Raw genomic sequence first — 24918 nt, forward strand, 5'->3', positions numbered from 1 at the left:
TGTCAATTGGTCGGTGCAGCATTTGTAGCCGGCATCAAGAATATGCAAAATCTGTGGTAATTAAGATAATTAGTAGAGACGTTGCATTAGGGTGGTGTAGGGACGTTTCACTGCGTAACATGAAACGCATTTTTATTATGCAACGTCCCTACAAGATTTTGCTATTGACTAGATGTCAATTTCTGATTATTATTAATGACTATCAATTATATTAGGTTAAGTAATCTACCCATGACAGAAACAAATTTGTCCACAGAATTTCCTGGCGTACAGCGTCCCCGTCGTCTCCGCCGCACTCCTGCTTTGCGACGTATGGTTGAGGAAACCCAGTTGACGGTCAATGATTTAATTTATCCATTGTTTGTGATGGAAGGAGAAGGGCAAAAAGTCGAGGTTGTTTCGATGCCAGGAAGTTATCGCTATACTCTAGATTTACTGCTCAAAGAAATAGAGGATGCTTATAATTTAGGAATTAATGCGATCGCTTTATTCCCCCTAGTTGAGGAAGCTAAAAAAGACAATGTTGGTACCGAAAGTTACAACCCAGATGGGTTAATACAAAGAACTGTAAAGGCAATTAAACAAACAATACCAGATATTGTCGTCATTACTGATGTAGCTCTCGACCCCTATTCCAGCGAAGGTCACGACGGTATTGTGGGGGAAAATGGAGTCATTCTCAACGACTCTACTGTAGAAGTTTTGGTCAAACAAGCACTATCCCAGGCTGAAGCAGGTGCTGATATTGTTGCTCCTTCAGATATGATGGATGGGCGTATTGGAGCAATTCGCAAAGCTCTGGATGCTGCGGAATACTTCGATGTGGGAATACTTGCCTACTCTGCTAAATATGCCTCAGCTTATTATGGCCCGTTTCGCGATGCTTTGGATTCTGCGCCAAAATTTGGGGACAAAAAGACTTATCAAATGAACCCTGCTAATGCTAGGGAAGCCATCAAAGAAGTAGCTTTGGATATTGCCGAAGGTGCAGATATGGTGATGGTCAAGCCGGCGCTTGCTTATTTAGATATTATTTGTGAGGTAAAAAAGACAACAAATCTACCTGTAGCTGCTTATAACGTGAGTGGGGAATATGCCATGATTAAAGCTGCTGGTCAGAAGGGTTGGATAGATGAAAAAAAGGTGATGTTGGAAACTTTAACGAGCATGAAACGAGCTGGTGCGGATTTAATTTTGACTTATTTTGCCAAGGAAGTTGCGTTAATTTTGAAATAGGCAATGATAATAATAGTGGGGAATTGGAACAAGAATAGGAACCCACATTCCGCACTTCAAAATGTGATATCATGTCTGGTTGAATACTTATGAATAAACGACGTAGGAGTCAGGAGGGAAGAAAGAAGAAGGAAAAAGCAAGAAAAGGATAACGTTTTTTGATCGCTAATTATCCAGACATGATATAACCTCAAAAAAAGTCGCAGTGCAACACAAAAAAAAGACCGATAGAAATAGATATGTGTTGGGTTTATCCTAACGGATAAGCTGGCACTAACTTTCCTCAACGCAATCTACGCAAACCCATTTTCTCAATGATATTAGTTTTTATGAAAAATCACAGACAAATTATTTGCAGGCATTTCTACCACCTCCACAAACCTTAACCCCTCCTTCTCCGCTACTGCGATAACATCTTCTAAATTTCTCACTCCCCACTCAGGATCTTGAGAACGCAAAGACTCATCAAAACTCTGGTTACTTGGTGTAGTATGTTCCCCACCTTGTTTGTATGGACCGTACAAATACAGCACCCCGTCCTTTGGCAACAAACGTCCCGCACCTGCCATTAACCCCAGACAAGTTGACCAGGGACTAATATGAATCATATTAATATTGACAATAGCAGCAATCTCAGTACCCTCTTTTTCCACCGCCCAAACCGACTCTCGTACATCAATATCAAGAGGAGAATGCAGATTATCTGACGGACTATGTTGTTGCCAAGCTACAATACTCTCCCGCAACATTGGGTTAGGGTCAGAAGGAAACCACTGACGAGGTTGCAGGTGGGGAGAAAAGAAAACAGAATGTTCTCCCGTACCACTAGCAATTTCTAAAATATTTCCCGTTGGAGGCAAAACTCGCTGTAGCACTTCCAAGATAAATGAGCGGTTGCGTTCAGTTGCCGGAGCATACTGCCGAGCATCGCTAAAAGATGTCATAAGATTGATTTTGGCTTTGGTGATTTGAGGTATGATATCATGTCCGGATAAGAGCGCGAACAAAAAACTTTCTCCTTCTACTACTCTTTGCTTCTTCTTTCTTCCCTCCTGACTCCTGACTCCTGACTCCTGACTCCTCAATAATTAAGATTAATATCATACACCCACTTCACCAACGCCGAAAACGGGACTGGCGCGATTCGAACGCGCGACCTAGCGCTTCAGATTTGTGTGAGTTTCCCCACTCTCTGGACTATCCCTTCACCATAGCTCTAAATAGCTTTAGGTGGTGGCCTAGTTTAAGCAGAATTTTATTTCTTCTTAAAACTCTAGTCTCTGCACCTTCTTCACCAAGAATTAGGTAAAGCTTGGCTCAAGATTACCATATCTACAAATATATAGACTTAGGCTTCCTTGAATTTGACCACATTCACTCACGGAGTTTCCTCACATGGTGCCCGATACTTCAGGAGGCGCTTGCTCTATCCATCTGAGCCACAGCCCCATATTTTTTAGTAGTTAGTAGAATATATTTATTTAACTTGTATGCAAAATACTCTACATATTGATATTAAAATCCCGCAGCAATATTCCGCAGGACTTTAATATTAACTTAATTAAATTTGGACTTTAACATATCTAGTGCAGGATGGCAGAAATAACTGACCAGTTACAAAATCCTAAAACAATTACAAATCAAAAATTATTGACTGTCTTGAGTGCGTCTTACATTCTGAGGTCCCCTCAGAATTACGCACTCGCTTTTAACTTCCGTGTAGCGGCACTAGGGTGCTAAAGCATTACCCCGGAGAAGACTACCAATAGTTTTAGCAGTAATCTTCATCTGAACTAAAGGATTAGCAGGTACGACAGTTTTGTACAAATAACTATCAAAAGTTAGCTTCTGCACATCCATATCAGCACACATTTCTACAAAAGCTTCGCGGGTAGCATCAGAACGATAGAATACTCTCTGTAAAATATCTAATACTTTATAAGTCATGCCATACTTCTTATCCCACCGCTTCAAATAAAGCTTTAAATCTGCTTCAGTGGGAATAGTCGCACCATTATTAGAAGTCTCCACAATAGTTTCAGCACACATCCGAGCAGACTTAGCCGCAAAATAAATACCTTCACCAGAAGACTTAGTTACAGTACCAGCAGCATCTCCCACTAGAGCAACTCTACCACGAACACGACGAGGACGAGGATGTTCGGGAATGGGGTGAGCTTCTACCTTGATGATTTCTCCACCTTCCAGACGCTTTGCAGCACGAGCGCGAATACCTGCTTGTAACTGTTTAATTCTGGCCTGGTTAGGTTTCATTGTGCCAGTACCCACAGCAACGTGGTCATGTTTGGGGAATACCCAAGCATAGAAGTCTGGAGAAACATCATCACCCACATACATTTCTGCTAGGTCTTCATAATATGCCATGAGATGTTCTGGCAGACGAATACGCTCTTGGAAAGCGATCGCGTAATTATAATCTCCAGCATCAATGGCCTTAGCTATACGGGAATTTGCCCCATCAGCTCCGATAACTAAATCTACCTTTAAGGTTTTAGCTGTGCCTTGGATTTCACCTTCTGAATGGTCAGAGTAATGAAGAGTGTAGGGGTCTCTATCATTAGTAGGAATATCCAGTTTATAAACCGTGCCATTAATTAGGTTAGCTCCGAGAGAAGCTGCCCGGTCTCTCAGGAAGCCATCTAAAACTTCCCGACGGCACATACCTATATATTCATCTTGTTTTTGTATATGGATATCCACCTCAACATTAGAGGGAGATATCATTTTCATATTTCTAACACGGCGATCAATAATTTCTGCTGGTAGGTCAAATTCACTAACCATGCACAGAGGAATAGCTCCACCGCAAGGTTTAGCATTATCTAGTTTACGTTCAAATAAATAAGTTTCAATACCTGCTTTTACTAAAGTTTCAGCAGCAGATGAACCTGCTGGGCCAGAACCAACTACAGCAACTCTTAGAGTCAAAGGTCTTCTCCCAATCTTTTTTTTATACTTACAAATTGGGATGGTATCACGGACTTAGGTGTCGTGGTTGATTCTCTGAGGGTATGTGAATAAATTGCAACATACCTTAATACTTTGATACTTTTTCTGAAAATGGACTTCTGTAATTAGGGTTTGCGCTCAAAAGTCTTTTAGTAGGGGTAGGAGACAGGAGACAGGAGACAACCCACCCCTCCCAGGAGGGGAAGACAGGAGAAATGGGAACGAGCGAGGAGGTAGGAGTAAGAATTGTCCCAAGATTGTTCTGCCCAACTCTCGCCTAAAATACTAACTTTTTGAGCGTGAAGAGCTGAAACAGGCGCACTTTTTTTGAAACAAAAAAGGCTAAAATCTTTATATATCAATTCTTTTAGGTTTAATCAGCAAGCCCTAATTAATAAAAATAGGCAATAGAGGTATCTATTGGGAAATGAAGGTTTAATTTTTGTAGTATAAATTGGCCTTAATTAATATCTTCTTTTTATGAATAAAATTGCTGTTGCTTTGATTGACGGATATCAACAGTACATTTCGCCAAGAAAAGGATTTTCTTGTGCCCATAGAATATTGTACAATGATGAATCTTGTTCTCATTATATTAAGCGTATGTTTATTGAGCAAGATTTTTCAGGAGCTATTCAAGCTGCACGTCAAAGGTTTAAAACTTGTTGTAAAGAGGCTAATCAAATTTTGAAGTTACAGGCAGTTAGTCTCGAAAAGAAATCCAAAAAAAAACAACCTTCTAAGTTCATTAATTGTTGCGGTGATGTAGCCGAAGAGAGCTGTGAGTCTGCTTTGCCAAACTGTAATTGTGATAGCTGTGATTTCCCAGAATTAGATTGTGGTAGCTGTGAATTAGATTGTAGCCCAGACTTTGGCAGTTGTGGTTCATAATCATCATCAGGCATCTCCAGAAAAGAGAGAACAGGGAACAGGGAACCAACCCCTAACCCCTCCCAGGAGGGAAATAATTGATAATTTATGGATAAGAATTGATTTTATTTTTAATTTTTGGAGATGTCTATAGGTATAGTCAGCAAATATCCAGTCTATTAGACATCTCCAGAAAAGAGGGAGTAGGGAGTAGGGAATAGGGGGAAAGAATTGATAATTTATGTAGAATAATTGATTTTATTTTTTATTATTGGAGATGTCTATTAGACATCTTATAACAAGGAACGAATTGGCGTTTGACATAAAATGCTGATGAACCTGAAACAGAGAAATGGTTCTCTTGCTGTTGCCTGTTGCCTGTTGCCTGTTCCCTGCTTTACTATAAATTTTCGGCGTTGGTAATTTGAGGTATGATGTCTTGCCCAGATAAGAGTACAAACAAAAAACTTTCTCCTTCTATTCCTCTTTATTCTTCTTTCTTTTCTCCTGACTCCTGACTCCTGACTCCTGACTCCTAAATAATTAAGATTAACATCATACACTAATTTACCAACGCCAAATTTTCAATTACTTTGTCAATCAAATCACAACCTTGTTCCACTGTTTCCACTTTTGCCAATTGACCCCGCAACTCCCCCGCTCCAGGAAAACCCTTAGCATACCAAGTCATGTGTTTGCGAGCTTGACGAATACCGCGATCGCCTTTATATTCCCATAGTGCTTGTAAATGTTCTTTAGCACATTCCAATTTTTCTACTGCAGTAGGCGCTACTTTTTCCACACCATTTTTCAAGAAATAATCAATTTCTCCCACCAAAAAAGGATAACCCAAAGTACCACGAGAACACATTACCCCATCAGCACCAGTTTCCTCCAAACAACGTATTGCAGCATCGACAGAAAAAATATCCCCATTAGCAATAACTGGAATAGAAAGTATTTCCTTAACTTTACCAATCCATTCCCATCTTGCTGGCCCATTATATCCTTGGGCACGAGTCCGACCATGTAAAGTTAACATTTGAGCACCAGCATCTTCCATTCTTTTAGCAAATTCAAGGATATTAATTTCTTGATTATTCCAACCAATTCTTGTTTTTACAGTAACAGGAACAGGTACGGCTTTTACGACTTTATTAACAATTTCTCCAGCTAATTCTGGCTGTCTTAATAATGAAGAACCACCGCCATTTTTGGTGATTTTATTAACAGGACAACCCATATTAATATCAACAGTATCCGCCCCTTCTTTTACAGCCATTTCTGCTGCTTCTGCTAAGAAGTCAGGGCGACAATCAAATAATTGAATACTAATTGGTCGCTCATTATTATCAACCTCCATTATTTGAGGTAATTCTTTCACATAATGTAACCCTGTAGCATTTACCATTTCAGTGTACATCATTGACTCTGGAGCATGACGACGTACTAGACGACGAAATACTAAATCTGTTACTCCTGATAATGGTGATTGAAGTACGCGACTTTTTACTTCAAAGTTGCCAATTTTGAGTGGAGTAGCTAATTTTTGTTTTAATTCAGCAGATAGAACAGTCATTTCAGTTATCAGTTATCAGTTATTAGTTATCAGTACCTCTGCAATAAGGAGGTTTGATATAAGGAATATTCTCTTTCTCTTGGTCGATTAGAGATGGCGAGGAGACCCGTTCTTGCAGACCCGCTCCGCTAACGCCATCTCTCGACCGCTTTTTTATCCCCTTAAAAGGGCGAGACTTGAGACCAAAGTTTTTTGGTCATAGTTAATTACAGATAATTTTTAAGATAATTAATTATATATATTATATTGATTCTGGAAATTGTGGTAAGTTAATTTTATCTATAACTTATCTGTGCCTACCCTCATAGCAGCTATAGAACGACAAAATATCAACCTAATATGTATGTTATGTATTCTCTGGTTGTAAATTTATAAATTGTTATTAAATTTTGGAGCAATATCATGGAAACTTTTCAGAAAATAATATCTGTCCTAGCTTTTTTATCCATAGGATTTTCTCTCGCAGAAGTCTACTTAACAATGAATCCAATCTGGAAGCGAAAACATGAGCGTGTAGTTGCAGAAAGTCAATCTGTTACTGGCAATCTACTTTCTTTAAATATTGGAACTATTTTTGCATTTAACTCTCTTCTCTCTGGAGAATATGTAAGTTTTATAGACAACATATTATTTAATGGTTTGGCATTTTTCTATATTCTTGCAGGAATGTCATTATGAGTACCTGGATCAAGAAAAAAAGGATTCTGGACTTTAATCAAAGAAACCCTTAATTTAGAAAGAAAAGAAGCTGGGGATTTAGCTAAGTCATTTTTCAAACCTTCGGGAGCAAAAAAAATCATCAATATTTTAAGTCAACTAGCTATGATTAATGAAGTAATTGACCCCAGAGAAAAAGAGTTTATTCAATCATTTGCTGACCACTGGGATATTAATTTATCCTGGGAAAATTAACTACAAATCTAAGTGCAGGTGGTTATATAAAATTGATAAATTTACGTCAGGATGTCACTGATTATTTGGCAACTTATCCACCACAGAAACAAGTATCAGAATGAAAAGATATTATCATGTTACCAATAATAAGCGTGATTAAAAGACTTTAAATGAGATGTCTAATAGACGTCTCCGATAATAAAAAATTCAATTAATTATCACACATAAATTATCAATTATTTCCCCCTACTGCCTACTCCCTACTTCCTACTCCCTCTATAATTTTGAAATATTTGACTAAAGAGTAGAAACCGATATGATTAAAAACCAAAAAAATCATTAAACAGTCGGTATTGCAGCAATTGGTTATTATATTCCTTCAGGAGTTATGACTAGCGAAGCGATCGCTAAACTAGCAGATATTCCTCTGTGGGTTTTGACAGAAAAAATAGGCATGGAAAAAAAATCAATTGCTGCGGAAGACGAACATCCTAGTGATATGGGAATAAAAGCAGCAATATCGGCTATAAATAAAGCCCAAATTCAACCAGAAGAAATAGATTTAATTGCTTATTGTGGTGTGGGAGATTACGATTACAGATTTTGGTCTCCCGCAGCTAAAATACAAGGTATTATTGGTGCTGAAAATGCTCATGCTTTTGAAGTTAGAAATTTTTGCAACAGTGGCAATTTAGGCATTCATATTTGCCGGAATATGTTGTTGGCAGATTCGAGCTTAAATTATGCTTTAGTTGTTTGTAGCGATAAATTATCCCAGTTGCTTAATTACTCGGATAAAAATATAAACTCCATACTTTTTTTCGCCGACGGTGCCGCCGCCGCGCTGTTAAAAAAAGGAGAGTCTAGTAACAAAATTCTCTCATATCATGGCATGACTGATGGGAAATTAGCTGATTTTATTCGAGTACCTTTGGGCGGTACTAAGTTACCTGTAAAAGATGAAAATATTGATTTAGAGCTTAATTATGTCAAAGTAGAAGACCGTGAAAAATTAGACGAAATTTTATCAGATATTTGTTTAAAAAACTATAAAAAAGTTATAATAGCTGCATTACAAAAAAGTGGATTTTCCATAGAAGAAATAGATTTTTTATTTACTAATCAAATCAAAAAAAGTTTATTATCATCAATTTTTGAATCTCTGAAATTAAGCAAAAAAAATACATTTATCTCTTTAAAAGAAAGCGGTCATTTAGGAGCAACAGATACTTTATTTGGTTTGGCTAAAACTATAGAATCAGAGAAAATAAAGCCTGGTAATTTAGTAGTTTTAGCCAGTAGCGCTGCTGGGTTTTCTTGGGGAGCAACTGTGATTAAATATTAAGTAAGCATTCAGCTATCAGCTATTGCTTTTAGTTTATCGAATAATTAATAATTATTAATTAAATAATTCAGCTTACTCTGCCGACTCTTTCAAGGGGAAAAAAGTGGTCGGCAGAGTAAGCATTCAGCTATCAGCTATTGCTTTTAGTTTATCGAATAATTAATAATTATTAATTAAATAATTCAGCTTACTCTGCCGACTCTTTCAAGGGGAAAAAAGTGGTCGAGGGATGGATGGGTTTCCTAACCATATCAATTATTGCACCCTTATTCATTAATTCTTTCCCCTACTCTCTCTTTTGGTGAAGATGTCTAATAGACATCTCCAATAATAAAAAATAAAATCAACTATCGTACAGAAATTATCAATTCTTTCCCCCTACTCCCTACTCCCTACTCCCTCTTTTCTGGAGATGTCTAATAGCTATAACTAGGGCTTGCTGATTAAATATCAAAGCATTGACTGATATTGGTTGAGCACATTTTTGGTCTAAAAAAGTACCAGCTTTTCAGCGGAAGAAGCTCATGCATTCTAGTATTTTGGGATGATTATGGCAGAAAAATCAAGGGATAATTTTTCCGACTACCTCCTCTATACTTCCCCGTTCCTCCTGTCTCCTGTCTCCTGTCTCCTGTCTCCTACCCCTACTAAAAGACTTTTGAGCGCAAACCCTAACTATCAAAGAAGCGATCGCTAGACGGCAAACACAACACATAACTTACGGTTTGCCACAATGGCGGCGATCGTCCAAGGAGCGTAAATTAGAAAGAGTAAAGGAGGAAAATTATAAAAGTTCCTCAAAGTCCAATATTCCTTGATGTTCGGTAAACACGCCTTCATGGAATCGTCTAAATAATCGCAGTATAGATATAAGTAACTTAATCTTAAAGACTGTATAAAAAATGGACAGGCCCTGGACTAAATCCAGAAGGCTTAAATATTAGTCCTTAAGTCAACCGAAAAAAACAAAAACTAAGGTTGACAAAAAGTAAAAAATTTTGTAGTAATTTGGAGCAAAAAAACTCTTATGGCAAAAGTAGTCGGAATTGACTTAGGTACAACAAACTCCTGTGTTGCAGTTATGGAAGGTGGTAAACCCACAGTAATTGCTAATGCAGAAGGTTTCCGTACAACCCCTTCTGTAGTTGCCTACGGTAAAAAAGGAGAGCAACTCGTAGGGCAAATCGCCAAACGTCAAGCTGTGATGAACACCCAAAACACCTTTTACTCAGTAAAGAGGTTCATTGGGCGTAGATTTGATGAAGTAACCAATGAAACTACTGAAGTTTCTTATAAAGTTCTCAATGTTAATGGTAACGTTAAATTAGATTGCCCAGCATTAGAAAAACAATTTGCCCCCGAAGAAATTTCAGCCCAGGTTCTGCGTAAACTGGTTGATGATGCTAGTAAATATCTTAACGAAACAGTAACACAAGCAGTAATTACCGTACCAGCTTATTTCAATGACTCCCAAAGACAGGCAACCAAAGATGCAGGTAGAATCGCTGGTGTAGAAGTATTGCGGATCATCAACGAACCGACAGCAGCTTCTCTAGCTTATGGGTTAGATAAGAAAAGTAACGAAACTATCTTAGTATTTGACCTTGGTGGTGGTACATTTGACGTTTCCATCCTAGAAGTAGGTGATGGTGTATTTGAAGTATTAGCGACTTCCGGTGATACCCACCTTGGTGGTGACGACTTTGATAAGAAAATTGTTGATTTCCTTGCTAAGGAATTTGAAAAAGCAGAAGGAATAGACCTACGGAAAGATAAGCAAGCACTGCAACGTTTAACAGAAGCAGCAGAAAAAGCTAAGATTGAACTTTCTAGCGTTACCCAGACAGAGATTAACCTGCCATTTATTACCGCTACCCAAGATGGACCTAAGCACTTAGATACCACCTTAACTAGAGGTAAATTTGAAGAACTCTGTGCTGACCTGATCGACCGCTGTCGCATTCCTGTAGAAAACGCCATTAGAGATGCTAAGTTAGATAAAAGTTCTATTGATGAAGTAGTATTAGTTGGTGGATCTACTCGGATTCCCGCAGTCCATGATATTGTTAAGAAAGTCCTCGGCAAAGATCCAAACCAAAGCGTTAACCCTGATGAAGTGGTAGCTGTTGGTGCTGCAATTCAAGCAGGTGTGTTAGCAGGTGAAGTTAAAGACATTCTCTTGTTAGATGTTACTCCTCTATCTCTGGGTGTAGAAACCTTGGGAGGCGTAATGACCAAAATTATTCCTCGTAACACTACTATCCCTACCAAAAAGTCAGAAGTGTTCTCAACTGCTGTAGATGGTCAGACAAACGTAGAAATTCATGTACTGCAGGGGGAGCGGGAAATGTCTAACGACAACAAGAGTTTAGGAACTTTCCGCTTAGATGGTATCCCCGCAGCACCTCGTGGCGTACCTCAAATTGAAGTTACCTTCGATATTGATGCTAATGGTATTCTGAATGTAGCTGCGAAGGATAAAGGTACTGGTAAGGAACAGTCTATCAGTATTACAGGTGCTTCCACTCTACCAGATACTGAAGTTGAGCGGATGGTGAAAGAAGCAGAAGCTAATGCTGCTGCTGACCAAGAACGTCGTGAAAAAATTGACCGTAAAAACCAAGCAGACTCTTTAGCATATCAAGCTGAGAAGCAAATTCAGGAGTTGGGAGATAAAGTTCCTGAAGCTGATAAGACTAAGATTGAAGGGTTGGTTAAAGATTTGCGTGATGCTATTTCTCAAGAAGATGACGAACGTATTCAGTCTCTAACTACTGAGTTGCAACAAGCTCTGTATACTGTGAGCAGCAATATTTATCAACAAGGTTCTCCTGATGGAGCAACTCCTCCTAATGGTGATGGTGCTGCTGAGTCTTCCTCAAGTTCTGCTGGTGGAGATGATGTAATTGATGCTGACTTTACTGAAACTAAAAAGTAAGTAGTCTCAGCGTTGCTGAAGGAGTCAGGAGTCAGGAGTCAGGAGTCAGGAGGGAAGAAAGAAGAAGTAAATGAGGAGTATGCTCCCCCTCTGAATCCGGACATGATATCGTACCTCAAATCAGCAACGCTGTAGTCTTTAAGCATAAAGTGTAAGTTCAGTAGGGTGTGGGTGATGTGACACCCTACTGAACTTACACATTTATTGAATTTTACTCACATAACTTCCAATGGCAAAACCATCTCCCACTACCTCTGGCGATCGCCCTCAAGCAGCTAAGGTTAGACAACTGCGTAAAATTAGCGATTTACTTGATAATGCTGTTCGCGTTCCTGGTACTTCTTATGGCGTTGGTATTGACCCACTTCTAGGATTGATTCCTGGGGGTGGTGATTTTTTAGGAGGACTTATTTCTGTTTATATTGTATTTTCAGCAGCAATGATGGGTTTGCCACGGGAAACTCTGATGCGAATGGCGTCTAATATTGTATTTGATTCTTTGGCAGGAATTGTGCCTGTTTTTGGAGATTTGTTTGATGTTGCTTGGAAGGCAAATTCTAAAAATATGGATATTTTGGAGGCTCATTTAGAGTCTCCTAAAGTTAGTAAAAGTGCTGATCGCGGGTTTGTTTTTTTGCTGTTGGGCGGTTTAATTTTATTTGTTATTGTTATTGCTACTTTGGGGTTTTTAGTTATTAGTTTATTTGTGCATATTTTACATTTTATTGTGTCAGGTTAGGTTGAGAAAAATGGTTATAAAAATTGCACTTTTTAACCATAAAGGTGGAGTTAGTAAAACAACTCAAATAACCACCCCAATATTGAGGTGGTTATTAACTATTGTAAAAACGAGATTAGCAAGTGTTATTGATATTAGCGTTTAACTTAACCTTGCCCTAACTATAATTTAATTATTACAGACTTATACATCATAAATCAAGAGGACTATTGCTATAACCCAAAAAAATTATATTTCCAATCACAAACTTTTTCTTCCCTTCTTCCTTCTTCCCTCTTCCTTCTTCCTTCTGCTATATCAATTAGTCTGAAAAATATTTTGTACCATTTTCTTATCTGTACTCGCCGCAGCATTATCCAGTTCCGCAACTTCACCAGAATCTAATTCCCAACCTAATGCACCAATATTTTGTTCTGCTTGTGCTATATTTTTTGCCCCCGGAATAGGAATTGCACCTTTACAAATACACCAGTTAATTGCTACTTGCGACATAGTTTTATTTCTTGACTTTGCTATTGCTTCCAAACATGATAATAGGGGGCGAACTCCTGGTAATATTTGCTTAAATAAAAAACCTCGAATACCTTGAGGAACAGAACCGTTTTCTGAATATTTTCCTGTTAATATTCCCAATGCTAAAGGACTATATGCAATTAATTTAATTCCCAATTCATCACAGATTTCTTTTACTCCTAATTCTGTCACAGGATAGGTTGATAATAGAGAATATTGAACCTGTAGAGTATTTATCGGAATATGGCGATCGCGAAATCTTTCATACACTTTCATTAACCGTTTGGGCCCATAGTTCGATAGTCCCACACCTTTTACCTTACCTTGTTCGTATAAGTCAGCCAAACCATCTAAAAGTCCCCATTCTTGCCAGGGTAAATAATTTGCTGTAGACCAGTGCATCTGCACCAAATCGACATTTTTTCCGAGGCGTTGGGCCGATGCTTCGCCAGCAGAAATCATTGCTTGACGACCCCAGCGCCAGGGATAAGCAGCAAGTTTTGTGGCAATGCAAATATTCTCTTGATTTGCCCCCGTATATGCTTGGGAAAACTGCCCCAATAGCATTTCACTGCGTCCGTTTAATTTGCCTGTACCGTAGGAGTCTCCTGTATCAAATAAAGTCACACCATTAGCAACACAAAGATTGAAGACATTTTGCAACTCATTATCCATACTTTCATCATATCCCCACAGGAGGCGGTTGCCCCATGCCCATGTACCACAGCCCATTTTTGGTAGGATAAGTTTTTCTTTAGTTTGCATCCTGACTCTTTCTCAATATTAGACATCTATATATTTTCTCACTATAGCGCTACGCGCCAGGGAATAGGGAATAGGGAACAGGGAATAGCAAACTGTAATATCATGTCCGGTTGAACAGTTATAAATAAACGACTAAGGAGTCAGGAGACAGGAGACAGGAGACAGGAGGGTAGAAAGAACACAGAAGAAGGAGAAAGTTTTTTTATCACTAATTATCCGGACATGATGTTATATCATGTCCGGTTGAATACTTATAAATAACTGTTGTGAGGAGTCAGGAGTCAGGAGTCAGGAGTCAGGAGGAAAGAAAGGGGAAAAAGAGGAAATATTGGAGAAAAGTCAAGATAATTTCAGTATTTATTTGGTACTGTCGGTATTGTCAGTCCTTAATTTTATTTATAACTGATTATCCGGACATGATATAATGCACCATTTAAGGTGTGTCAGTCCACTATGAGACTACTAAACGAAAACCAATATGAGTGGTTCCCGTATCAGGAGCTTGAGACTCTCTGGCAGCAGGTCGATAACGACTACAATAATTTTTAGCACACAGGTAAGAACCACCTTTGATCACGTGCAATGCTCCTTCCTGGGGTTTGATGGGATCGAAACTGGCGGTTTTGTCAGGTCCGACGGGGTTTAAACTATGGTCTTTGCCAGAATGTCCGACTTGATACCAATCTGAGGTCAGTTCCCAAACGTTTCCGGTCATTTCATAAAGTCCGTAACCGTTGGGGGGAAAAGATTCTACTGGTGCAGTTCCTAAATAATTATCTTCTTTGGTATTGAAAAAGGGAAACATCCCTTGCCAGGTATTCGCTTTCTTGGCAGAATATTGATTTCCCCAAGTGAATTCTTGCTCTTCAAGACCACCCCGCGCTGCATATTCCCATTGAGCTTCTGTGGGAAGAGATTTACCCGCCCAATTCGCATAAGCAACCGCATCCTCATAAGCAATGTGAACCACAGGATAATTATCTTTGCCTCTGATGTTGCTCTTTGGACCGTAGGGATGTTGCCAATTAGCACCCACTGTCCAATGCCACCAGCTTAAATAAGCAACTTGTTGAATACCTTCGGAGGGAGGTTGAAATACGAGGGAACCAGGTTGTCGTTGCTTGTCGGTTAGATTGGGAAATTGTGATTTTGAGAGGGGGCGTTCGGCAATGGTTTTATAGCCTGTTGCCTTGACAAATTTACGGAATTCTGCGTTGGTGATTTCGTGGCGATCGATGCAAAAACTATCTACAGTGACGTCACTTGCAGAAACTTCTGATGGATAATGAGAATCCGATCCCATTGTAAAAGTGCCTCCAGGAATAAATACCATTCCCTCTGGACAACTATGATCTGTAGAGGATGCTTGTGCTGTTGTGGAGAAAGGGAAAATCAGGGATATTGTGAGGAAACAGAGAATAAGTGATTTTAAGCAAAAAGTTTTCATAAAATGATTGATAATTCGATAATACAATGTCTTAATTTAAAAGGACTTACGCAAATTGACTTTTAAACTACCATCTGTAGGGGCGGGTATTAGTACTCGCCATAAGTATAGTCTCTGCGTAAGTCCTGTTAATCTAACCGATAAGAGTTTGATACAACTTGATTCGGGGTCTAGTTGAAATAATTTTTGACCATTTTTCTGAGCTTTCCTGGCTGTTCGTCTAACTGAATATGAACAGTTACCTTTTCAATGGAGTCATTAAAGGTATAGGTTGGCTTGTAAGCTTCTGATACAGGAGATTGAGTATCTTGACCGATATCAAAAAACTCAAGACCAAAGGAAGCGGGAACAGTATGAATTTCTACTTCGTCGCTAATGGGTTCATCGTTAAGGAACAGTTGTCCATTCCCGATATAATATTTTCGGTCCGGATCGATGCCAGTTTGAGTAAACTTGTAGGTTACTGTGGATTTTCCGGTGGGAACCAAAATATCGGGGTTAATCTTGAATCGTTCAAAACCTAAGTAGTTGTACTCATACGCCAACTTATTATTTTCATTAATGTATAGAGTGTAGCCTCCTCCGGAGCCTCCTTGGGCGACCAGTACCCCTTCAGAATCAGGATGCTCCCGATCTAGATAAACATCAATGGTATAGGAAGTACCAAAAGTATTCGGGGCAAGGTCTTGATGGAGAGGTGACATCCCTTGATAGAAAGTAAAGTCAGTTTTTTCTCCACCTAATGCCTCATTCTTAGCAGCAATAAGTTCGGCGGTTTCCCGATCGTCTAAGGGATAAACGTTGTATTTTTTGGCTTGTTTCACAAATTGGGCTTTCATCTCTAGCAACTTCTTAGGGTTTTCGGTTGCTAAATCATGAGATTCTGAGAAGTCTTCAGCAACGTTATAAAGCTCCCAAGTATCTTTGCCAAACTTCCCTTTATGTCCATCAGGTACACTGCCAAGTAGGGTAGTATGTGCGGTTACAGCTTTCCAACCATCTTGATAAACAGCTCGGTTTCCTTTGTTTTCCCAATACTGAACGGTATGGGTACTATCAGCATCAGCATTTTTGAAAGAGTCATAAAAACTTTCCCCAGCTAGAGGTTGCTGTACATATTCATTAACGGTTTTGGGCAAATTAACATCTAGAATATCAAACAGTGTTGGCACAATATCGGTAACGTATTGCCATTGGGAACGAATCGCACCTGGATCGGGAATCTCAGCAGGCCAATGTACAATAAAGGGAACCCGAATACCGCCTTCATGGGGAAAGCGTTTTGCCCACTGGAAGGGAGTATCATAAGCTAATGACCAACCCCAAGGAATGTGGGGTTCACTATGGACGGTGCCAATGTCATCTTGATGTTCTATATTGTAATCAACGTCGGTGGGAACTCCATTAAAATAAGTCAGTTCGTTGAGAGTACCGTTTTCGCTTCCTTCTGCACTGGCACCGTTATCGGAAACAACCATAATTAATGTGTTATCCAGTTGATCGATAGAGTCAAGATAGTCAACTAAGCGACCTATTTGAGCATCGAGATGGGTCATAAAACCCGCGTAGTTTTCCATGAAAGTCGTAAACAACTGCTTTTCATCGTCATCCAAGGTAAGCCAACTGGGATTTTCTGGATTTCTTGCTGTGAGTTGAGTATCTTCTGGAACAATACCCAATTCTTTCTGGTTTTTCAGAATTTCATCTCGTTCCACGTCATACCCTTCATCGAAGTGATACTTATACATATCCCGATAAAACTCAGGAGTATGATGGGGAGAATGCACTGCACCAAAGGCAAGATACATAAAATAGGGGCGTTCTGGATCGCTGGACTCTAGGTCTTTGATATAACTAATCGCGTTATCTACTAAATCTTCACTCAGGTGATAGCCTTCTTCGGGAGACTTAGGCGCTTCTACGCGGGTGGTGTCTCGATAGAGTTCCGGGTAATACTGATTGGTTTCACCACCGAGAAAGCCGTAGAAATGGTCAAATCCTTTACCTGTAGGCCATTGGTCAAAGTGTCCCGTCGCCGGACTCACCGCCCAAGTTGGGGTCAAATGCCATTTACCAAGGGCAAATGTGCTATATCCTTGGGGTTTCAACAATGCGGGTAGCATGGCTGCACTCGAAGGAATGGAACCACTCTTATTCGGATAGCCATTGGAAATTTCTGGAATCCCTGCCATACCAATTGTATGAGGATTACGTCCTGTCAATAAAGCCGCACGAGTGGGGGAACACACAGGAGTGACATGAAAGTTGTTATAGCGCAAACCATTATTCGCAAGGTGATCCAAGTGAGGGGTTTGAATACGACCCCCATAGGAACCTAATCCAGCAAAACCCGCATCATCAATAACAATAGTCAAGATATTGGGGGCTTTAGGATTAGGTTCTGGGGCTTGAAAATAGTCTGGGGTAGAATTTTCCGCTTTGTAGCGAATTTCTCCCTCCCAGGGTTGATCGGTGTACTGAATTTCTGCATCGGTGCAGATTTCCTCAGCTAGTGCTAAGGATGGCATTGAGACAAACAAACAAACCATCGTTAGGGCGATAATTGCCTGCTGTCTTTTTGTTGACAGTAACCGCAATAGTTTGGTGAAGGAGAGAGAAGTGGCGATCGCCAACATTACTCCTCTTTTTATCCGGTGCAAAAGACCGTTGAAAAACATAGATAAAACTTCGTAAAAGGGGTTAACACAATCTCAGGCATCCCAAAACACAACATGGATAGCCGTTGGGATAGGCTTTAGAGTCCCGATCCCTCGAGCTGAACCCTACACTTGGCTGAATTACAGACGCAAAAGTTCATCAATCAATTGGTGTTATCAGTTTTCCAGGTCAATCAATCTCATTAGGGTAGATAATACCCACCCTACAGATAACCTGTCGTGTTTCCACCGTGGATCGAAATTATGGGGCTACCACGCTCTTGGTCTTTCCCGTGTAGTAACGAGTGGTAGAGGCGAATGGCCATTTGCCACTACTTGACCAATGACTTTTGTGGCCTGTTGGTATCTCTACTATCCCAAGAGATGAATAGCATTCTGGACACTTTCACTCAGTAATGGCCACCCTGTTGTGCTATGGGGTAATCTCAAGACTTAAAGGTCAGTTTAGTGGTCAGCTATCTGTCTGAATGATCAAAAATCCCAACTTTTTTAACCATAGAAATTTAATATTGATATAGAGATAAGTATTACTTTTCTTTATGCCCAATAGGATTATTTTTTTGAGAGAGTGCTGCCAAAATGAGTTTATTGATGGATGCAAACAATAGTCAGACTACCCAAGCTAAAGATGAGCTGGGGATAAGCAATCCGAAGATTATCTCCAAATCCTTTAGAGATATAGAGAATTTCAAAGAGTTTTTTAAGTATAAAAATAAGGAAATAATACAACTCACTCCCGGTTCTCTTCAGGGTGAGTTTTTATCGATTCAGGTTGGTGACATATTTTTCGTATGTAATCAGTTGAACCAAGGGTTTCAATTTTCGGGTGATGGTAGAAAGGGAGACATCTCTTTTGCGATACTTTGGTCTGAGAATGAAAGGGAATATTACTCCTTCCATCACCCTCTCAAACCTCAAAGGACTATTTTTGGTTTCGATCACACTGAAGAATACGTAATATTTCGTCAAGGTGTAGCATTGACACACATTATGATGCCTGCTAAAACTTTTCATGCTTATGCAAACAAACTACAACGCCACGATCTAGACGATAATTTCCGGAGAAAAAATCATGTGAATTTGCTCCCAACTGGGATGAAAGAAATTAAAGCTTATCTGAAACAATTGATTTGGTTAGCAGCACACAAACCAAATTGGTTTCAAAACCCTCATATTGAGAAACTCGTTACTGATGATTTCTTACCTTTGTTGATTAGTAATATTCCCATTAAGTTAAATTCTAAGTGCTTCGTCAAACCTTCTCGAAGAGCAAATTTGATTGCCCAAGCAGAGAGAAAAATGCTAGCAAACTTGGAAAAACCTCTGACCTTAAAACAACTAGCTGAAAATTTAGGGTCTAGCAGTTCTGCGTTATTGTATGGTTTTCAGGAGTTATTTGGCATCAGTCCCATGCGCTATCTTAAAGTACGACGACTTAATGCAGTGCGACAACGCCTGAAGGCAAGCGATCCCGAAAATTGTACCATTACCTTCCTTGCCAGTGAATTTGGTTTCTACAGTCCGAGTCATTTTACTAGAGATTACAAAACTATGTTTGGGGAGTTGCCTTCAGAGACGTTGAGAAAGAAGAAATAGAGAGTGAAAAATCAGGGGAGATGATAGTGGTCTATTGTGTTACTTTAAGCTAAACTTTTAAAGAAAAAATGTGATAGTTTTTCTGTTGATTTTGGGAAAGTTCATAATTTATTTACACATTTGGAAAATAGGTCGAATTATTGTTGAGAGAAACTGTTCTATATAACTACAAAATATAGTAGGGGTTAACGGCCGTTAACCCCTACAAATGGTTTATAATTTTGTCAAATGCAACGCAAGTGTAGCGACAATAAATGCCTTTGCGTACAAATTAAATCTGAGTCAAAATGTAAAGCAAAGTGAATAAAACAATCCAGATAATATCAACAAAGTGCCAATATATTTCTGCCATCTCAATACCAACGTGCTTTTCTCCATTGTAATGACCAGCACGACGAGAACGCCACAATACACCGAGAATAAGTAGCACACCAACAAAAACGTGTAGACCGTGGAAACCAGTCATCACATAAAAACAATTGGAAAACACATTAGTAGTCAGACCATAACCTAGAGTCATGTACTCATAAACCTGACCACCCAAAAAGATAATACCCATGATTGCCGTAACTACATACCATAGACGCATTCCTGAGAGATTGTTCTTTTTGATAGCAGTATCGCCTTTGTGAATGACAAAACTACTGGAAACCAGAATAATAGTGTTGATGGTTGGCAATAACAACTCTACCTCTGTTTCTTCGGGAGGCCAAACCCCGGCATTTGCTCGGTAAATTAAATAAGCAGCAAATAGTCCCCCAAACATCAAAGATTCAGAAGCGAGAAATGTGATTAATCCGAAAACTCGTAAATCCGGATGTTCTTCGTGATGACCTGCCTCTGCTGATGCAGATTGGACGGAAGTATCAACTAAATTATTAGTTGTATCAATTGTTGAACCTTGCATAATTTCTTGTACCTAAAATAAACAAAAATAATTTCTGAAAGTTGATATCTAAAGTAGTTGGCAGTCTATAAAACCCATTTGGTCTCTTGATAAATATCAAGTTTTTTTATCTAGGAGTCAGGAGACAGGAGACAGGAGACAGGAGTTAAGAGGGAAAAGGAAAGAGGGAATATATGGGTTTGTGATCATACAAAAAATTCAACATTCCTTCAGATAATTTTTCCTCACTCATTGATGCGCGAAAAGACTCTTACACCATAATTATATAGCTATCAAATGGGTTCTATACAACCACTAACTCCTCTAACTACTGAATTTCTACATACAGAACAAACTAGAAAGTATTCTAATTGTTCTCTAGAAAATTAAAAAGTGTTTCGGTTTGGAATGCTCCACTTGCCAGCAGTTCAGCAATCAGCGGTCAGCACAAGCGGGTTTGCGTAGCATTCCGGTACGGAAAGGGGATGCGCAACCCCTTCTAAAATTAAGCGACTTATTTATAGAAGTTGGAGATGTTTTACCCAAGCTTTTCGGTCTGGACTGCTCCGCAAACAGGTGCCTAATTATATGCACAAATTTTTTGGCTGATAGCTGATAGCTGATAGCTGATAGCTGATAGCTAGTTAATTCTGAGAATCATCGTTAAAGGATGAAGACTCAGCTTCAGATACAGGCACCCCTGTTTCCTTCACTTTGGAACTTCCTTGTGAAATTAGCTTAAAGCGCTCTCGAATAGCAAGAGTTTTCTTAGAGCCAAAATCATAAGGACCATAAGTAACTACTGGCAATACTTCCCAGTTTTCAATGATAGGAGGTGAGCTAGTAGTCCACTCCAAGGATAAACCACCCCAAGGATTACCATCAGCTTTTGGTCCGTACATCCAGCTCCAAACCATGTTGATGAAGAATGGTATTACAGACAGACCTAGAATAATTGACCCATAAGTACAGATATGGTTAATAGCTTCAAACTGAGGGTCATACATCGCAATACGACGTGGCATTCCTTGTAAACCCAATTGGTGCATGGGTAAGAAAGTGAGGTTGGTACCAATTAAAGTCAGGACAAAGTGAATCCGACCCCAGGTTTCGTTGTACATCCGACCTGTCATTTTGGGGAACCAGTGATAGATACCTGCATATAGGCCAAATACTGAACCACCAAATAAAACGTAATGGAAGTGAGCTACAACATAGTAACTGTCATGGACGTGAACGTCGAATGGAGCTGTTCCCATGGTTACACCACTTAGTCCACCCATAACGAACATTGCTAATAAACCAATGGCAAACAGCATTCCACTTGTATAGCGGATTTTTCCGCCCCAGAGGGTAGCTACCCAACTAAAGATTTTGACTCCGGTGGGAACTGCAACGATTAGAGTAGAGATGGTGAAGAACATCCGCATCCAAGGAGGAGTACCACTGGTGAACATATGGTGTACCCATACGAACAAACCTACTAGACAAATAGCAAGACTGGAATAGGCGATCGCTTTATAACCAAATATTCCTTTGCGTGCATGAACGGGAATGACTTCTGAGAGAATGCCAAAAATTGGCAGAATCATCAGATAAACTGCGGGGTGAGAATAGAACCAGAATAAGTGCTGGTAGATGACCACATCACCGCCCATCTCTGGTTTAAAGAAGCCGGTGCCAAAGTTGATATCAAATAATAACAGTACTAAACCTGCTGCTAATACAGGAGTTGAGCATAGTGCCAAAACGGAAGTTGCTAAGATTGCCCAGCAGAATAGAGGTAGTTGTTCCCACTTCATACTAGGAACTTTCATTTTGAGGATGGTGACGATAAAGTTTAGCGCACCCATGATGGAGGAAGTTCCCACTAATACAATACAGAGAATCCATAAAGTTTGTCCGATGTTATTAGTAATGATGCTTAATGGGGGATAAGCAGTCCAACCACTTTGCGCGCCACCAAAAGCTAAACTAGCAATTAAGAATGCTCCAGCAACTGGGTTGAGCCAGAAAGCGATCGCATTGAGGTTAGGAAATGCCATATCTCTAGCTCCCACCATTAGGGGGACTAGATAGTTACCAAAACCTCCAATGGCAGCAGGCACGATCCACAGGAAAATCATAATCGTGCCATGATTTGTCAGGAAGGAGTTGTAAACATTTGGGTCGAGAAAGTCTGCATCTGGTGTGTAGAGTTCTGCACGCATAGCCATGGCCATGAGGCCACCGACGAGATAAAAGATGAAGGCGGTAACCAGATATTGAATGCCGATTACCTTGTGGTCTATGTTATAGCCGAAGTAGTGATACCATTTCCATGCCTCCGGATGTGCTTTTTCCGGTTCTGGTTTGGTTTCTAAAGGAATTTGTGTTTGTGTCATCTGTAAATTATTTTGACAATTACGAATTAATTATTGGGGAGGTTGAACTCATTTTTTTTTACCTTTGGAGCTGACTCCTCCCCAACTTTTCCCCTGTAAGAATAGGGATTTTTGGATTCTCCTGTGAGAAAGTATTAGCTGCTAGTAGTTCTAGTGCAGGATGGCGGAAATAACTGACTGGTTACAAAGTCCTATCAATAAACAAATACAAAACTTTTGACTTTTAACTTCCGCGTAGCGGCACTAGTCTAGTTTGGGTGAATTTGATTTAATGTTTCGGAATCGATACCCATTTCATTAGCATAAGGGCTAAGATACTCCGATTCTGATAAATCAGCAGTATTTACTGCTACAGCTTGATTCAACTGTGGTTGCTCGGCAAAAGTATTTTCTTCTATCCAAGCTTCATACTCTTCTTGAGTTTCAACAACTACTTGTGTTCTCATTGCTCCGTGGTAAGCACCGCAAAGTTCTGCACAATATACTGGATATTCTCCAGTTTTAGTAGCTACGAACCGGAGTTGGGTATCTTTACCAGGAATTGCATCTTGCTTCAAACGGAAAGCAGGTATCCAGAAAGCATGAATCACATCTTGAGCAGAAAGATTGATTTGTATATCCTTGTTGACAGGAATATGGAGTTCTCCTGCTAGAACACCACTTTCGGGATAGGTCATCAGCCATCCATACTGAATTCCTGTAATGTCAACGACTACATCTGCTGGGTTAGCTCCCTCTTCAGGAGTTGCTCCAAAGCCATATTTGCTCACTTCTTTTGTAGCTACTTCTTCTGACTCCATTCCTTCAGCGTCTGCTATTAGGGGAGCTGCCAGAGCTGATCCTGACTTCACTGTTTGCAGTTCGGATGAAGAAACATGAGCTACTTTTGTTCCTGCTGGATCGAACCCACCCATCTGTCTGTATACATCTACACTATAGATACCAAGACCAATCACAATGATGGATGGAATTGCAGTCCAAAATATTTCTAATGGTAAATTTTCCCTAAAGGGAGCACCATCGCTATCGTCTCCTTTGGGTTTGCGAAATTTAATTGCAGAGAAGACAATTGTTCCTTCTACAACTAGAAATAAAGCTACTGCTATAGTAAACATGACGTCAAAAAAACCGTCCACCAGAGGAGCTTGTACTGATGCTTGCTCTGGTAATAGACCATGATTTTGACCTAACCACACGCTAATTATGGTGATTATTATACCAACTACTAGGGTGATTACTGAGACTGGTATTTTTTCTTTTTCTTCCATATATTACCTCTTTAATTTGTCTTCCTCCCCCTAGCCTAGGCAGAGGAGTCTTTGACTTTTTGTCATACTCAATTACATAGGTTAAACTAAGCATCTACTTATAAACTAGATATAATTGTTACTATTTATCAAAATTATAGATTATCTTAGTTTTTCATAGATTTCTCTCGAGAGAGTTTATATTATTTTAACTATTGCACTCAAAAATTACCCCACAGTTTGTATAAACAAAGTTAAATTAAATATGTACTCTTAAATTGCATACTTTGATTGATTAATTTATTAGAAATTAAAGAAAAAGTTAAAAATATTTTTTTGGGTAAAATCAGTAACACTGATCACAGTAAGCTGTAAATAAAATTTAAATCAGAAAACTTTCTAAAGCAGAACAAATCTTCAGATAGTATCCCTTATAGTAACAAAAATTAGACACATTAATAATTGTCAGATGTGATGATTATTTCTGAATTTAAGATTCAGTATGTTGTTAATTTAGCAAGATTTTAGATTACAGCTAATAAAAATCTTATGGCCAATTCTGTTTTAAATAACAATACAATTATTTCCTCTCAGTCTCCAGCGCGCGAACGCATTCGTGGTTTGGTTTGGAAACTATGTATAGCAACCCTATTACTAATGGCTATTGGCAGTGCTACCAGAGTTATGAATGCAGGTTTAGCCTGTCCTGATTGGCCGTTGTGTTATGGTAAATTAGTACCAATGGCACAGATGAATCTGCAAGTATTTTTAGAGTGGTTTCACCGACTAGATGCAAGTTTAATTGGCTTTGGCACGATCGCTCTCATGGGT

General features: G+C 39.4%; 20 protein-coding genes. 8 read left to right on the forward strand and 12 right to left on the reverse strand.

The features are described 5' to 3' along the window. Positions 1–231 precede the first annotated feature (231 nt). On the forward strand, positions 232–1236 hold the full coding sequence (hemB, locus tag D5R40_RS18615; RefSeq protein WP_124143651.1) for a porphobilinogen synthase: 1005 nt from the start codon (positions 232–234) through the stop codon (positions 1234–1236). A gap of 320 nt (positions 1237–1556) precedes the next feature. Here the strand turns inward: hemB and D5R40_RS18620 are convergent, their stop codons facing one another. The 3 genes from D5R40_RS18620 to chlP form a co-directional block, all read right to left on the reverse strand. Next, on the reverse strand, positions 1557–2180 hold the full coding sequence (locus tag D5R40_RS18620) for a DUF938 domain-containing protein (RefSeq protein WP_124143652.1): 624 nt from the start codon (positions 2178–2180) through the stop codon (positions 1557–1559). Between the two features lie 37 nt (positions 2181–2217). Beyond that, positions 2218–2340 (reverse strand): hypothetical protein, encoded by a 123-nt coding sequence (locus D5R40_RS41255; protein ID WP_275670299.1) that lies wholly within the window; start codon positions 2338–2340, stop codon positions 2218–2220. Between the two features lie 624 nt (positions 2341–2964). Further along, positions 2965–4185 (reverse strand): geranylgeranyl reductase, encoded by a 1221-nt coding sequence (gene chlP, locus D5R40_RS18625; RefSeq protein ID WP_124143653.1) that lies wholly within the window; start codon positions 4183–4185, stop codon positions 2965–2967. Positions 4186–4686: 501 nt separating this feature from the next. Here chlP and yidD point away from each other — a divergent pair. Continuing rightward, on the forward strand, positions 4687–5097 hold the full coding sequence (gene yidD, locus D5R40_RS18630; RefSeq protein ID WP_124155038.1) for a membrane protein insertion efficiency factor YidD: 411 nt from the start codon (positions 4687–4689) through the stop codon (positions 5095–5097). Positions 5098–5369: 272 nt separating this feature from the next. On the opposite strand, the gene D5R40_RS35540 is transcribed toward yidD, so the two are convergent. Both D5R40_RS35540 and dusB read right to left on the reverse strand, forming a co-directional pair. Then, complete coding sequence (locus tag D5R40_RS35540) at positions 5370–5639, reverse strand: hypothetical protein (protein WP_124155039.1); 270 nt, start codon at positions 5637–5639, stop codon at positions 5370–5372. After that, positions 5639–6655, reverse strand: coding sequence for a tRNA dihydrouridine synthase DusB (dusB, locus tag D5R40_RS18640; RefSeq protein ID WP_124155040.1), 1017 nt, complete (start codon positions 6653–6655; stop codon positions 5639–5641). The genes D5R40_RS35540 and dusB overlap by 1 nt, the downstream gene beginning before the upstream one ends. Before the next feature lie 402 nt (positions 6656–7057). On the opposite strand from dusB, the gene D5R40_RS18645 reads away from it, so the two are divergent. Together D5R40_RS18645 and D5R40_RS18650 are read left to right on the forward strand one after the other, a co-directional pair. Next, on the forward strand, positions 7058–7333 hold the full coding sequence (locus D5R40_RS18645; RefSeq protein WP_124143656.1) for a hypothetical protein: 276 nt from the start codon (positions 7058–7060) through the stop codon (positions 7331–7333). A gap of 604 nt (positions 7334–7937) precedes the next feature. After that, positions 7938–8894 (forward strand): 3-oxoacyl-[acyl-carrier-protein] synthase III C-terminal domain-containing protein, encoded by a 957-nt coding sequence (locus D5R40_RS18650; RefSeq protein WP_124143657.1) that lies wholly within the window; start codon positions 7938–7940, stop codon positions 8892–8894. Between the two features lie 562 nt (positions 8895–9456). Here D5R40_RS18650 and D5R40_RS35545 read toward each other — a convergent pair. Beyond that, a complete protein-coding gene (locus D5R40_RS35545; protein ID WP_161564364.1) occupies positions 9457–9609 on the reverse strand; it encodes a hypothetical protein in 153 nt (50 codons plus the stop codon). A 312-nt stretch (positions 9610–9921) separates the two neighbouring features. On the opposite strand from D5R40_RS35545, the gene dnaK reads away from it, so the two are divergent. Beyond that, positions 9922–11832, forward strand: coding sequence for a molecular chaperone DnaK (dnaK, locus tag D5R40_RS18655; protein WP_124143658.1), 1911 nt, complete (start codon positions 9922–9924; stop codon positions 11830–11832). A gap of 229 nt (positions 11833–12061) precedes the next feature. Next, a complete protein-coding gene (locus tag D5R40_RS18660) occupies positions 12062–12571 on the forward strand; it encodes a DUF4112 domain-containing protein (protein ID WP_124143659.1) in 510 nt (169 codons plus the stop codon). A gap of 297 nt (positions 12572–12868) precedes the next feature. Here the strand turns inward: D5R40_RS18660 and D5R40_RS18665 are convergent, their stop codons facing one another. The 3 genes from D5R40_RS18665 to D5R40_RS18675 form a co-directional block, all read right to left on the reverse strand. Continuing rightward, the gene (locus D5R40_RS18665) at positions 12869–13849 is read right to left on the reverse strand and encodes an aldo/keto reductase (protein WP_124143660.1); all 981 of its coding nucleotides are present in this window, start codon (positions 13847–13849) and stop codon (positions 12869–12871) included. 451 nt (positions 13850–14300) lie between these two features. Next, positions 14301–15296: a formylglycine-generating enzyme family protein gene (locus tag D5R40_RS18670; RefSeq protein WP_124143661.1), complete on the reverse strand. Its 996-nt coding sequence runs from the start codon at positions 15294–15296 to the stop codon at positions 14301–14303. 170 nt (positions 15297–15466) lie between these two features. Then, positions 15467–17974 (reverse strand): arylsulfatase, encoded by a 2508-nt coding sequence (locus D5R40_RS18675; RefSeq protein WP_124143662.1) that lies wholly within the window; start codon positions 17972–17974, stop codon positions 15467–15469. A gap of 579 nt (positions 17975–18553) precedes the next feature. Between D5R40_RS18675 and D5R40_RS18680 the strand changes: the two genes are divergently transcribed. Further along, positions 18554–19570 (forward strand): helix-turn-helix domain-containing protein, encoded by a 1017-nt coding sequence (locus D5R40_RS18680; protein WP_240038807.1) that lies wholly within the window; start codon positions 18554–18556, stop codon positions 19568–19570. A 271-nt stretch (positions 19571–19841) separates the two neighbouring features. Here the strand turns inward: D5R40_RS18680 and D5R40_RS18685 are convergent, their stop codons facing one another. The 3 genes from D5R40_RS18685 to D5R40_RS18695 all read right to left on the reverse strand — a co-directional run bounded on the left by D5R40_RS18685 (position 19842) and on the right by D5R40_RS18695 (position 24108). After that, entirely contained in the window at positions 19842–20477 is a 636-nt protein-coding gene (locus tag D5R40_RS18685) for a cytochrome c oxidase subunit 3 (protein ID WP_124143663.1), read from the reverse strand. A gap of 623 nt (positions 20478–21100) precedes the next feature. Further along, positions 21101–22840: a cytochrome c oxidase subunit I gene (gene ctaD, locus D5R40_RS18690; RefSeq protein ID WP_124143664.1), complete on the reverse strand. Its 1740-nt coding sequence runs from the start codon at positions 22838–22840 to the stop codon at positions 21101–21103. Positions 22841–23088: 248 nt separating this feature from the next. After that, entirely contained in the window at positions 23089–24108 is a 1020-nt protein-coding gene (locus tag D5R40_RS18695; protein ID WP_124143665.1) for a cytochrome c oxidase subunit II, read from the reverse strand. A gap of 528 nt (positions 24109–24636) precedes the next feature. Between D5R40_RS18695 and D5R40_RS18700 the strand changes: the two genes are divergently transcribed. Further along, positions 24637–24918 (forward strand): COX15/CtaA family protein (locus D5R40_RS18700; RefSeq protein WP_192901289.1); only part of this gene is annotated, 282 nt, incomplete at its 3' end.

The sequence above is a fragment of the Okeania hirsuta genome (assembly GCF_003838195.1).
In the GTDB taxonomy this organism is placed as follows: Bacteria; Cyanobacteriota; Cyanobacteriia; order Cyanobacteriales; family Microcoleaceae; genus Okeania; species Okeania hirsuta.

Bases quoted from the DNA above. Each gene is read 5' to 3' on its own strand.
- hemB (WP_124143651.1), top strand. From the start codon at position 232: ATGACAGAAACAAATTTGTCCACAGAATTTCCTGGCGTACAGCGTCCC.
- D5R40_RS18620 (WP_124143652.1), bottom strand. From the start codon at position 2,180: ATGACATCTTTTAGCGATGCTCGGCAGTATGCTCCGGCAACTGAACGC.
- D5R40_RS41255 (WP_275670299.1), bottom strand. From the start codon at position 2,340: ATGATATTAATCTTAATTATTGAGGAGTCAGGAGTCAGGAGTCAGGAG.
- yidD (WP_124155038.1), top strand. From the start codon at position 4,687: ATGAATAAAATTGCTGTTGCTTTGATTGACGGATATCAACAGTACATT.
- dusB (WP_124155040.1), bottom strand. From the start codon at position 6,655: ATGACTGTTCTATCTGCTGAATTAAAACAAAAATTAGCTACTCCACTC.
- D5R40_RS18645 (WP_124143656.1), top strand. From the start codon at position 7,058: ATGGAAACTTTTCAGAAAATAATATCTGTCCTAGCTTTTTTATCCATA.
- D5R40_RS18650 (WP_124143657.1), top strand. From the start codon at position 7,938: ATGACTAGCGAAGCGATCGCTAAACTAGCAGATATTCCTCTGTGGGTT.
- D5R40_RS35545 (WP_161564364.1), bottom strand. From the start codon at position 9,609: ATGTGTTGTGTTTGCCGTCTAGCGATCGCTTCTTTGATAGTTAGGGTT.
- dnaK (WP_124143658.1), top strand. From the start codon at position 9,922: ATGGCAAAAGTAGTCGGAATTGACTTAGGTACAACAAACTCCTGTGTT.
- D5R40_RS18660 (WP_124143659.1), top strand. From the start codon at position 12,062: ATGGCAAAACCATCTCCCACTACCTCTGGCGATCGCCCTCAAGCAGCT.
- D5R40_RS18665 (WP_124143660.1), bottom strand. From the start codon at position 13,849: ATGCAAACTAAAGAAAAACTTATCCTACCAAAAATGGGCTGTGGTACA.
- D5R40_RS18670 (WP_124143661.1), bottom strand. From the start codon at position 15,296: ATGAAAACTTTTTGCTTAAAATCACTTATTCTCTGTTTCCTCACAATA.
- D5R40_RS18675 (WP_124143662.1), bottom strand. From the start codon at position 17,974: ATGTTTTTCAACGGTCTTTTGCACCGGATAAAAAGAGGAGTAATGTTG.
- D5R40_RS18680 (WP_240038807.1), top strand. From the start codon at position 18,554: ATGAGTTTATTGATGGATGCAAACAATAGTCAGACTACCCAAGCTAAA.
- D5R40_RS18685 (WP_124143663.1), bottom strand. From the start codon at position 20,477: ATGCAAGGTTCAACAATTGATACAACTAATAATTTAGTTGATACTTCC.
- ctaD (WP_124143664.1), bottom strand. From the start codon at position 22,840: ATGACACAAACACAAATTCCTTTAGAAACCAAACCAGAACCGGAAAAA.
- D5R40_RS18695 (WP_124143665.1), bottom strand. From the start codon at position 24,108: ATGGAAGAAAAAGAAAAAATACCAGTCTCAGTAATCACCCTAGTAGTT.